The 10,791-nt window shown below is 61.1% G+C and carries 8 protein-coding genes; all 8 read left to right on the top strand.

The window, feature by feature from the left end; all coding sequences use genetic code 11:
• Window positions 1-281 precede the first annotated feature (281 nt).
• The 8 genes from ACQY47_RS13920 (at window position 282) to ACQY47_RS13885 (ending at window position 10,776) form a co-directional block, all read left to right on the top strand.
• Window positions 282-1,640: a TolC family outer membrane protein gene (locus tag ACQY47_RS13920; protein ID WP_428557282.1), complete on the top strand. Its 1,359-nt coding sequence runs from the start codon at window positions 282-284 to the stop codon at window positions 1,638-1,640.
• Between the two features lie 41 nt (window positions 1,641-1,681).
• The gene (locus ACQY47_RS13915; protein WP_428557281.1) at window positions 1,682-3,838 is read left to right on the top strand and encodes a type I secretion system permease/ATPase; all 2,157 of its coding nucleotides are present in this window, start codon (window positions 1,682-1,684) and stop codon (window positions 3,836-3,838) included.
• Complete coding sequence (locus ACQY47_RS13910) at window positions 3,828-5,192, top strand: HlyD family type I secretion periplasmic adaptor subunit (protein WP_138451889.1); 1,365 nt, start codon at window positions 3,828-3,830, stop codon at window positions 5,190-5,192. The genes ACQY47_RS13915 and ACQY47_RS13910 overlap by 11 nt, the downstream gene beginning before the upstream one ends.
• Before the next feature lie 214 nt (window positions 5,193-5,406).
• A complete protein-coding gene (locus ACQY47_RS13905) occupies window positions 5,407-6,300 on the top strand; it encodes a TauD/TfdA dioxygenase family protein (protein WP_428557280.1) in 894 nt (297 codons plus the stop codon).
• Window positions 6,301-6,320: 20 nt separating this feature from the next.
• The gene (locus tag ACQY47_RS13900; RefSeq protein WP_017136617.1) at window positions 6,321-7,172 is read left to right on the top strand and encodes an ABC transporter ATP-binding protein; all 852 of its coding nucleotides are present in this window, start codon (window positions 6,321-6,323) and stop codon (window positions 7,170-7,172) included.
• A gap of 11 nt (window positions 7,173-7,183) precedes the next feature.
• Entirely contained in the window at window positions 7,184-8,032 is an 849-nt protein-coding gene (locus ACQY47_RS13895) for an ABC transporter permease (RefSeq protein WP_017136616.1), read from the top strand.
• 60 nt (window positions 8,033-8,092) lie between these two features.
• The gene (locus ACQY47_RS13890; RefSeq protein WP_017136615.1) at window positions 8,093-9,013 is read left to right on the top strand and encodes a LysR family transcriptional regulator; all 921 of its coding nucleotides are present in this window, start codon (window positions 8,093-8,095) and stop codon (window positions 9,011-9,013) included.
• A gap of 227 nt (window positions 9,014-9,240) precedes the next feature.
• Window positions 9,241-10,776 carry an MFS transporter gene (locus ACQY47_RS13885; RefSeq protein ID WP_236461021.1) on the top strand — a complete coding sequence of 512 codons (1,536 nt, stop codon included), beginning with the start codon at window positions 9,241-9,243 and terminating at the stop codon, window positions 10,774-10,776.
• Window positions 10,777-10,791: the final 15 nt, after the last annotated feature.

The raw sequence follows: 10,791 nt of genomic DNA, 5'->3' as shown, positions 1-10,791 counted from the left end.
GGGCCAAACAGGAGTGGTGTAGTATAAACAGTTACTGGCGTCAAATAATTGGCTAGATTTATTCGTTATCTAGTTTATGCCAAAGTATTGACCTTATGGTCGCCATCCTAAACAATTGGCCCCGTAATGTCACATTGATATTTATGCGGCGAACCGTCCTACATGTGTGAAGCAGTTCCGCTTTTTGAACTTTCCGACGTACGGTCATTACGGTAGCCATTATCCGACGCAGCGGTACCAATCGCTGTGATTTGAGACAAGAAGTCCTGGGGAATTTTTAAATGCGTTTGAACCTGTTCAAGGCAATACCGTTCGTACTCGCCGCCGGTTTCGTAGAAGCCCAAACATTGCCCCAGGCCATGCAGCAGGCGCTGGATGTGCATCCGGAAATCCAGGCCGGTGTGAACAGCCGCATCGCCGCCGATTACCAGTTGCGCGCCGCTCAAGGTGGTTACTTGCCGCGCGTTGACCTGAACGCCGGTTACGGTCGCGAAGGCACCGACAACTCCACCACCCGCGCCGCCAACGGCCCAAACGGCAACCACTGGGACACGCTCAACCGCGGCGAGTCCAGCCTGCGCCTGCAACAGATGATTTTTGACGGTTTTGCCACGTCCAGCGAAGTTGGGCGTCAACAAGCCAACGTCAACTCCCGTGCTTATTCCTTGCTCGGCACCTCCGAGCGCACCGGTTTGACCGTGGCCCAGGTCTACCTGGACGTGTTGACCCGCCGCGAATTCGTGCGCCTGGCCGAAGAGAACCTGCGCAACCACGAACGCATCTACGACCAGATCAAATTGCGCACCCAGCGCGGTGTCGGCAACGGTGCCGACCAGGACCAGGCCGAAGCGCGTCTGGCCCAGGCTCGCAACAACCTGATCACCGAGCAGACCAACCTGGCCGACTCCCAGGTCAACTACCTCAGCGCCGTCGGCCAGATGCCCGACCAGCTTGAGCGCCCAGCGCCATTTATGGCCATGCTGCCGGCGGACCTGAATGAAGCCCGTCGCCAGATGCTCGATAACAGCCCGATCCTGCGCTCGGCCGAGTCGGATATCTCCGCCGCCGAGAGCCAGTACGAAGCTGCCAAGTCGACCTTCTACCCACGCTTTGATGCCGAGCTTGGCACCAACGCCGATAACAACGTAGCCGGCGACGCCAGCCATAACAACGGCTGGGAAGCCATGGTGCGCATGCGCTTCAACCTGTTCGCCGGTGGCAGCAACAAGGCCGACTTGCAGTCCAAGTCGTACCAGACCAGCCAAGCCCTGGATATCCGTAACAACGCCTTGCGCCAACTCAATGAAGAACTGGGCCTGGCCTGGAACGCCTTGAACAACGCCAATGCGCAGTTGCCGGTTGCCCAGCAATACGTCGACCACAGCACCCGCGTGCGTACTTCGTACCAGCAGCAGTTCAGCCTCGGCCAACGAACCCTGCTCGACTTGCTCGACAGCGAGAACGAATTGTTCACCGCTTCCCGTCGTCTGGAAGAGATCAAGAACATTCAGTTATTTACTCAGTATCGAATCAAGGCGACCATGGGTGAATTGCTCAAAAGCCAGGGAGTGGTCGCACCGATGGCGTCCGTCGTACAGAACGACGTGAAACCTAAAGTTCAACTGCCTGGGATGAATTGAGCCACCCCAATAGCCCCATCTGTTAGTCGAGAGTGCGCCGCGTGGAATCCGAAGTCAGTCGAGTTCATCTCAGTCATGATCCACGCACGCTGCACGACGACCCGTTACTGGACGGGTTGTTGGCGCTCTGTGCCCTGCATCAAAAGCCCGCCAGCGCGGCCATGCTCACCACCGGTTTGCCGCTGCCGTCGCAACGCCTGAGTGCCGAGTTGCTGCCACGTGCAGCCGCGCGTGCCGGGCTGCAAGGGCGGGTGTTGCAGCGCAAGCTGGAGCAGATCCCGACGATTGCACTGCCGGCGCTGCTGTTGCTCAAGGACGGTCGCAGCACCGTGCTGGTGGGTTGGCAAGGTGAAGACCAAGCACGCATCCTGCTCAGCGAAAGCGACGGCGGTGAAGTGCTGATCAAACGTGAGCTGCTGGCCGACGACTACATCGGCAAAGTCTTCTTCGCCCAGCCGCAGCACAAATTCGACGTCAACCACGGCACCCTGATTCCTCGGGCGCGCTCGTGGTTTCGCGACACGCTCAAACGTTCGCGCTGGCTTTATACCGACGCGATTGCCGCGAGCTTTCTGATCAATATCATCGCCATGGCCGCGCCGCTGTTTGTGATGAACGTGTACGACCGTGTCGTGCCAAACCAGGCCACCGCGACCCTCTGGGTGCTGGCCGTGGGTATTTGCGGCGCCTACCTGTTCGATCTGGTGCTCAAAAGCCTGCGCAGTTTGTGCCTGGACCTGGCCGGCAAAAAAACCGACCTGATCATCTCGGCCACGCTGTTCGAGCGCATTGTGGGCATGTCCATGAAGTACCGCCCGGCACGGGTTGGCAGCTTCGCGCAGAACATCCATGAGTTTCAGAGCCTGCGTGATTTTCTCGCATCCTTGACCCTCACCAGCCTGATCGACCTGCCGTTTACTTTGCTGATTTTCCTGGTGATCGCCATCCTGGGCGGGCACCTGGTGTGGATCCCGGTATTGGCCTTCCCGCTGGCCCTGGGCATCGGCTATGCCCTGCAAAAACCGCTGGTGGCGACTATGGAGCGGACCATGGCCCTGGCCGCCGAGCGCCAGTCCAGCCTGATCGAAACCCTCGCCGGGCTTGATGCGGTCAAGGTCAACAACGCCGAGAGCGAGCGCCAGTACGGCTGGGAACAGACCATCGGCACCCTCAGCCGCCTCGAGCTGCGCGTGAAGTTGCTGTCGGGCCTGTCGATGAACATGACTTTGCTCATACAGCAACTGGCCGGCGTGATCATGATCGTGTTCGGCGTGTACCAGATCATCGACGGCAACCTCAGCATGGGCGGCCTGATTGCCTGCTACATGCTCAGTGGCCGCGCCCTGAGCCCGCTGGCCTCGCTGTCGGGCCTGCTGACCCGTTACCAGCAAGCCAAGGTCACCATGACCTCGGTGGACCAGATGATGGAACTGCCCCAGGAGCGCAATTTCGAAGAGCGGCCCATGAGCCGCCGCACCCTGCAAGGTGCCATTGAGTGCCGTGGCCTGAACTTCACGTATCCGAACCAGCAGAACGCCGCGCTGAGAAATATCAACCTGGTGATCAAACCGGGCGAGAAAATCGGCATCATCGGCCGCAGTGGCTCGGGCAAAAGCTCCCTGGCCAAACTGATCGTCGGCCTGTACCAGCCCGACTCCGGCGCCTTGCTGGTGGACGGCGTGGACGTGCGCCAGATCGACGTCAGCGAGCTGCGCCACAACATCGGCTACGTCGCTCAGGACATTCAATTGCTGGCCGGCACCCTGCGCGACAACCTGGTGTCCGGTGCGCGCTATGTAGAAGACGAAATGGTCCTGCAAGCCGCAGAGCTGGCCGGCGTGCACGAATTCGCCCGCCTGCACCCACAAGGTTATGAACTGCAAGTGGGCGAGCGTGGGCAGAACCTGTCCGGCGGCCAGCGCCAGAACGTCGCCCTGGCACGCGCGCTGCTGCTCAACCCGCCCATCCTGCTGCTGGACGAACCTACCAGCGCCATGGACAACACCGGTGAAGAACGCTTGAAACAACGCCTGCAAGCTGTGGTGCAAAGCAAGACCGTGGTGCTGGTGACGCACCGTGCCTCACTGCTCTCGCTGGTGGACCGCCTGTTGGTGGTCGACCGTGGGCAGATCCTCGCAGACGGCCCGAAAGCCGTGGTTATGGAAGCGTTGAAAAAGGGGCAGATCAGTGTTGCTTAACTCCATCAAAAGCGCGGTCGGCCGCTACTTCAAAGGCACCGACTCGCTGCAGGGCCAGCCCCTGCCTGAAGTCAACAAAGCGCTGATCGAAGATGCGCCGAGGGTGATCCGCCTGACCATCTGGGCCATCATCGCGTTCTTCATATTCCTGGTGACCTGGGCCGGTTTTTCCAGCATCGACGAAGTCACCCGTGGCGACGGCAAGGCGATTCCGTCGTCCAAGCTGCAGAAAATCCAGAACCTGGAAGGTGGCATCGTCTCCGAGCTGTATGTGAAGGAAGGCCAGATCGTCGAAGCCGGCGCGCCGTTGATTCGCCTCGACGACACCCGGTTTGTCTCCAATGCCGGCGAAACCGAAGCCTTGCGCCTGGCCATGCAACTGCGCGTCGAGCGCCTGAGTGCGCAGGTGGATGACCGTCCGCTGAACATCCCGGATGACGTGCTCAAGGCTGCGCCCAGCCAGGCCGCCAACGAGCGTTCGCTGTATGAAAGCCGCCGTCAGCAATTAAAAGACGAAGTCGGTGGTTTGCAGGAGCAACTGGTGCAGCGCCAGCAGGAACTGCGCGAATTCACCTCCAAGCAAGGCCAGTACCGCAGCCAGTTGTCCCTGCAACGCCAGGAAATCAACATGTCCGAGCCGTTGGTGGCCCAGGGCGCGGTATCGCCGGTGGAAGTATTGCGCCTCAAGCGCGCCGAGATGGAAACCCGCGGTCAGTTGGACGCCACCACCCTGGCGATCCCTCGCGCCGAGTCGGCGATCAAGGAAGTGCAGCGCAAGATCGACGAAACCCGTGGCAAATTCCGCAGCGAAGCCCTGACCCAACTCAATGAAGCCCGCACCGAGCTGAACAAGGCCGAGTCCACCGGCCGTGCCCTCGAAGACCGCGTCAGCCGTACCTTGGTCACCTCGCCGGTGCGCGGCATCGTCAAGCAGCTGTTGGTCAACACCGTGGGCGGCGTGATCCAGCCGGGCAGCGACATGGTCGAAATCGTGCCGCTCAATGACACCCTGCTGGTGGAAGCCAAGATCCGCCCGCAAGACATCGCCTTCCTGCACCCTGGGCAAGAAGCGATCGTCAAATTCACCGCCTATGACTACACCATCTATGGCGGCCTCAAGGCCAAGCTTGAACGCATCGGTGCCGACACCATCACCGATGAAGACAAGAAAACCACCTACTACATGATCACCCTGCGCACTGATCGCAGCCACTTGGGCACCGACGAGAAGCCGTTGCTGATCATTCCTGGCATGGTGGCTTCGGTGGATATCATTACCGGCAAGAAAAGCATCCTCAGCTACCTGCTCAAGCCGATCATCAAGGCGCGGGCCGAGGCGTTGCACGAGCGCTGATCTTCGGCGCCTGTTGTGACCTCATCGCAGGCAAGCCAGCTCCCACATTTGAATGTGTTCACATATCAAAATGTGGGAGCTGGCTTGCCTGCGATGGCGACACCCGCCCCACCGCAGATCCCAACCCTAAAGCATATCGATATTCGCTAACGGTATTTAAGCTTCCATTCTTATACCTATAAATTCACTCCCCTGTCCGACCGGGAGTGCCCTCATGTCCGCCACCTCTACTGTTCCAACAGCGACCCCAACCGCCCAATCCTTCGAGATTCGCCCACTGCCCGGCAGCGTCGGCGCCGAGATCGTTGGCCTGGACTTGTCCCGCCCGGTCAACGACACAGACTTCGCGCGCATCCACCGCGCGCATTTGGATCACCACGTCGTGGTGTTCCGCGACCAACGCATCACCCCCGAACAACAGATCGCCTTCAGCCGCCGCTTCGGCGTGCTGCAGATCCACGTGCTCAAACAGTTCCTGCTGGCCAACCACCCGGAAATCCTGATCGTCTCCAACATCATCGAGAACGGCCAATCCATCGGCCTGGGTGATGCGGGTAAATTCTGGCATTCGGACCTCTCCTATAAAGAGCTGCCCAGCCTGGGCTCGATGCTGCACGCTCAGGAGCTGCCCTCCGAAGGCGGCGACACCCTGTTCGCCGACATGCACAAAGCCTGGGACCAACTGCCCGAGCACCTGCGCAAAGCCGTGGAAGGCCGCAGCGCCGCGCACTCCTACACGGCGCGCTACAGCGAAACCAAATTCGAAGGCAATTGGCGCCCAACCCTCACGCCCGAACAGTTGGCTCAGGTGGCGCAAGTGGTCCACCCGATTGTGCGCACCCACCCGGAAAACGGCCGCAAAGCCCTGTTCGTCAGCGAAGGTTTCACCACCCGCATCGTCGGCCTGCCGGAAGACGAAAGCCGCGACGTGCTGGCCCAGCTCTACGCTCACAGCGTGCTGCCGCAGAACATCTATCGCCACCAGTGGCAGCCCCACGACATGGTGTTCTGGGACAACCGCTCGCTGATCCACTTGGCTGCCGGTTGCCCGAGCCATCTGCGCCGCAAACTGTTTCGCACCACCATCCAGGGCGATGCGCCTTTCTGATTCCCGGCAAGAGAGTTGACATGAACGCGCCCCTGCAAGGCCACGCGGCCAGCACCCTGAGTACCGCCAAACCGCTGTTGGCGGTGGACAACGTCAGCCTCGAATACCGCACGCCCGAGCGTGTGGTGCGGGCCACGCACCAGGTCAGTTTCGAAATCGACCCGGCCGACCGTTACGTGCTGCTCGGCCCTTCGGGGTGCGGCAAATCCACCTTGCTCAAGTCCATCGCCGGGTTTATCAAACCCTGCGAAGGCGAGATTCGCCTGCTGGGGCAAAAGGTCGACGAACCCGGGCCGGATCGCATTGTGGTGTTCCAGGAATTCGACCAGCTGCCACCGTGGAAAACCGTCAAACAGAACGTGATGTTCCCGCTGTTGGCCTCCAAGACCCTCAAGCGCCGCGAAGCCGAAGAACGCGCGCTGCACTACCTGGAAAAAGTCGGCCTCAGTGCCTTTGCCGACGCCTACCCGCACACCCTGTCCGGCGGCATGAAAGCCCGGGTGGCCATCGCCCGCGCCCTGGCCATGCAACCGAAAATCCTGCTGATGGACGAACCCTTCGCCGCCCTCGATGCCCTGACCCGGCGCAAGATGCAGGAAGAACTGCTGCTGCTGTGGGAAGAAGTGCGCTTCACCCTGTTGTTCGTCACCCATTCCATCGAAGAAGCGCTGGTGGTGGGCAACCGCATCCTGTTGTTATCGCCGCATCCCGGGCGCGTGCGGGCAGAAATCCACAGCCATCAATACGACCTGCACAGCCTCGGCGGTGTGGAATTCCAGGCGTCGGCGCGGCGCATTCATCGCCTGCTGTTCGATGAAGCGCCCGAAGCCGAACGTGAGTTGGGTTTCGCCGATATCCGCATTGCTTACTAAGGGGCCGAACCATGCGCCAGGAATTTGAAGTCACCCTCGAACCACTGCTCAGCGTCCCTGTCGAGCGCGAACTGCCCCTGCGCCAACGCCTGTGGCAGCAAGGCTGGCTGCGCAAGGGCTTGATCCTGATCGTGCTTGCGATCCTCTGGGAGGCGGTCGCCCGCTACCAGAACAACGACCTGCTGCTGCCGAGCTTTTTGCAGACCTCCCAAGCACTGTTCGACGGCTTGCTCAGCGGTGAGCTGTTGAGCAAGGTCTGGATCTCGCTGGCGGTGCTGATCAAGGGCTACCTGATCGGCATCGTGCTGGCGTTTGCCCTCACCACGCTGGCGGTCTCGACCCAACTGGGCCGCGACCTGCTCAGTACCCTGACCTCAATGTTCAACCCGCTGCCGGCGATTGCCCTGCTGCCGCTGGCGCTGCTGTGGTTTGGCCTGGGGCAGAACAGCCTGATCTTTGTGCTGGTGCATTCGGTGCTGTGGGCCTTGGCGCTCAACACCTATTCGGGGTTTCTCGGCGTGTCCGAAACCCTGCGCATGGCCGGTCGCAACTACGGCCTCAAGGGCATGCGTTTTGTGTTGTTCATCCTGATTCCGGCGGCGCTGCCGTCGATCCTGGCCGGCCTGAAAATCGGCTGGGCCTTTGCCTGGCGCACACTGATCGCCGCTGAACTGGTGTTCGGCGCCACCAGCGGTAAAGGCGGGCTGGGGTGGTACATCTTTCAGAACCGCAACGAGCTGTATACCGACAAAGTGTTTGCCGGTTTGGCTGTGGTGATCCTGATTGGTCTGCTGGTGGAAAACCTGGTGTTTGATACCTTCGAGCGTCTCACCGTAAAGCGCTGGGGCATGCAGCGCTGAGCCACTGATCCCTGCTAGGATTGCGTGCAATTCACTCCCCACTGATCACGAGTGCTTGGCATGCAACTACCGGACATGAACCTGCTGGTCGCCCTCGACGCCTTGCTCGACGAGGGCAGTGTGGTTGGCGCGGCGCGGCGGATGAACCTCAGCCCGGCGGCCATGAGCCGCACGCTCACGCGGATTCGCGAGGCGGTGGGCGACCCGATCCTGGTGCGGGCCGGTCGCGGCCTGGTGCCGACGCCCAAGGCTTTGCAGCTGCAAGGCCAGGTGCGCAACGTGGTGGAACAGGCGGCGTTGCTGTTTCGCTCCGCGGACCAGGTAGACCTCAGCACCTTGCGCCGCCGCTTCAGCGTGAGGGCCAATGACTTTTTTGTTGGCGTGTACGGCGGTCGGTTGTTCGACACCATGGAGCGCATGGCGCCGCTGTGCGAGCTGTGCTTTGTGCCCGAAGGTGATACCGACGACGACGCGCTGCGCGAAGGGCGCCTGGACCTGCGCGTGAGCAATACGCTGCCGGCCAGCCCCGAGGTGAAGGTGCAGAATTTGTTTTCCACCACCTTTGTTGGCCTGGCGCGGCAAGATCACCCGCTGTTCGACGAAGAAATCACCGCCGCACGGTTTGCCAGCTATTCCCATATCAGCATTTCGCGACGCGGCATCGCCCGTGGCCCGATTGACACTGCGCTGAATGCCCAAGGCCTGGAGCGCCGCGTGGCAATGATCGCCCCAGGCTTTCACGGCGCGATGTTCATGCTGCCCGACTCTGATCTACTGCTGCCGGTGCCAAAGGAAGCGTTGCTGAGCGCCAACCGCCTGAACCTGCCATTGCGCGCCTTCCCGTTGCCTATCTCCTTGCCGACGTTGGTATTGGCCCAATCCTGGCACCCGCGCTTCGACAAAGACCCGGCCCATAAATGGCTGCGCGAAACCATGCGCGAGAGCTGCCATGCCACTTGGCTCGAAGCCCAGCCCAGCTGAAGTGCACTCGATCAATGTGGGAGCTGGCTTGCCTGCGATGGCGGTGGGTCAGGCAATGAATCCTAAACAGTCAGACCGCCATCGCAGGCAAGCCAGCTCCCACATTAGATCTAAGTCATCCCAACGATTGCGTCTGGCGCACTTATAAGCTTCCAATAAGTAACTTTTTTGTCATGTATGCGCCCCCTTAAACTGCTCGGGTATTTCTAATTCCGAGTTGCGCGTTCATGACATCCCTCGCTGCCCCCGCTCTCCAGGCTGCAGCCAAACCTACCGCCCTGAGCCCACCTGTGTTCGGCCCGCGCATCATCATCGGCCTGGTCGGTGTGTTGTTGGCGGTGCTGGTCTCTGGTCTCAACGAGATGGTCACCAAGGTAGCCCTCGCCGATATTCGCGGTGCACTGTTCATTGGTTTTGACGAAGGCACCTGGCTGGTTGCGGCCTACACGGCCACCTCCGTGGCGGCCATGGCCTTTGCGCCGTGGTGTTCGGTGACGTTTTCGCTGCGCCGCTTCACCCTGTGTGCCATCGGCCTGTTTACCTTGCTGGGCATCCTGTGCCCCTTTGCGCCGAACTACGAAAGCCTGCTGATACTACGAACCGTGCAAGGCCTGGCCGGCGGCGCATTGCCGCCGATGTTGATGACCGTGGCGCTGCGTTTCCTGCCGGCCCACGTCAAGCTCTACGGCCTGGCCGGTTACGCACTCACCGCCACCTTCGGCCCGAGCCTGGGCACGCCGCTGGCGGCGTTGTGGACCGAATACGTCGGCTGGCAATGGGCGTTCTGGCAAATCGTCGGGCCGTGCCTGCTGGCGATGGCCGCGGTGGCTTACGGCTTGCCGCAAGACCCGCTGCGCCTGGAGCGCTTCAAGCAGTTCAACTGGCGCGGCCTGCTGCTGGGTTTTCCGGCGATCTGCATGCTGGTGATCGGCCTGTTGCAGGGCAATCGCCTGGACTGGTTCGAGTCGGGCCTGGTCACCTTTTTGCTGATCGGCGGCGGCGTATTGCTGGTGCTGTTCATGCTCAATGAATGGTCGCACCCCGTGCCGTTTTTCAAGTTGCAGATGCTCGGCCTGCGCAACCTGGCGTTCGCCCTGATCGTACTGGCGGGCGTGCTGATGGTACTGACTTCGGTGATCATCATTCCGTCGAGTTTTCTCGCCCAGGTGCAGGGTTACCGGCCACTGCAAACCGCGCCGGTGATGCTGTTGATGGCGTTGCCGCAATTGATTGCGCTGCCGCTGGTGGCGGCGCTGTGCAACCTGCGTTGGGTCGACTGCCGCTGGGTGCTGGGCATTGGTTTGAGCATGCTGGTGCTGTGCTGCATCGGCAGCTCGCACCTCACCTCGGCGTGGATACGCGACGATTTTTATGGCTGGTACCTGCTGCAGATTTTCGGGCAACCCATGGCCGTATTACCGTTGCTGATGCTCTCTACCGGCAGCATCCAGCCGATGGACGGGCCGTTCGCCTCGGCCTGGTTCAACACCGTCAAAGGCCTCGCTGCGGTCATCGCCACGGCCGTGCTGGACACGCTGACCACCCAGCGTGAGCACTTCCATTCGACCATGCTGGTGGACCACCTGGGCAACTCGCCCCTGGCCGACGGCGACGCGCCGGGCCTTGCCCAGCGCCTGCACCAGCAGGCCGTGGTGCTGACTTCTTCGGACCTCTATTACGTCATGGCCGGTGTCGCGGTGGCGTTAATCCTGCTGATTTTCTGGATGCCCACGCGGATCTTTCCGCCTCGCGCACCGACCTAGCCTCAAGGACTTCTC

This window comes from Pseudomonas edaphica, assembly GCF_965277385.1.
Lineage (GTDB): Bacteria > Pseudomonadota > Gammaproteobacteria > Pseudomonadales > Pseudomonadaceae > Aquipseudomonas > Aquipseudomonas edaphica.
The sequence above is the reverse complement of the archived record's forward strand: the minus strand, read 5'-3'. Positions and strand labels throughout refer to the sequence as shown.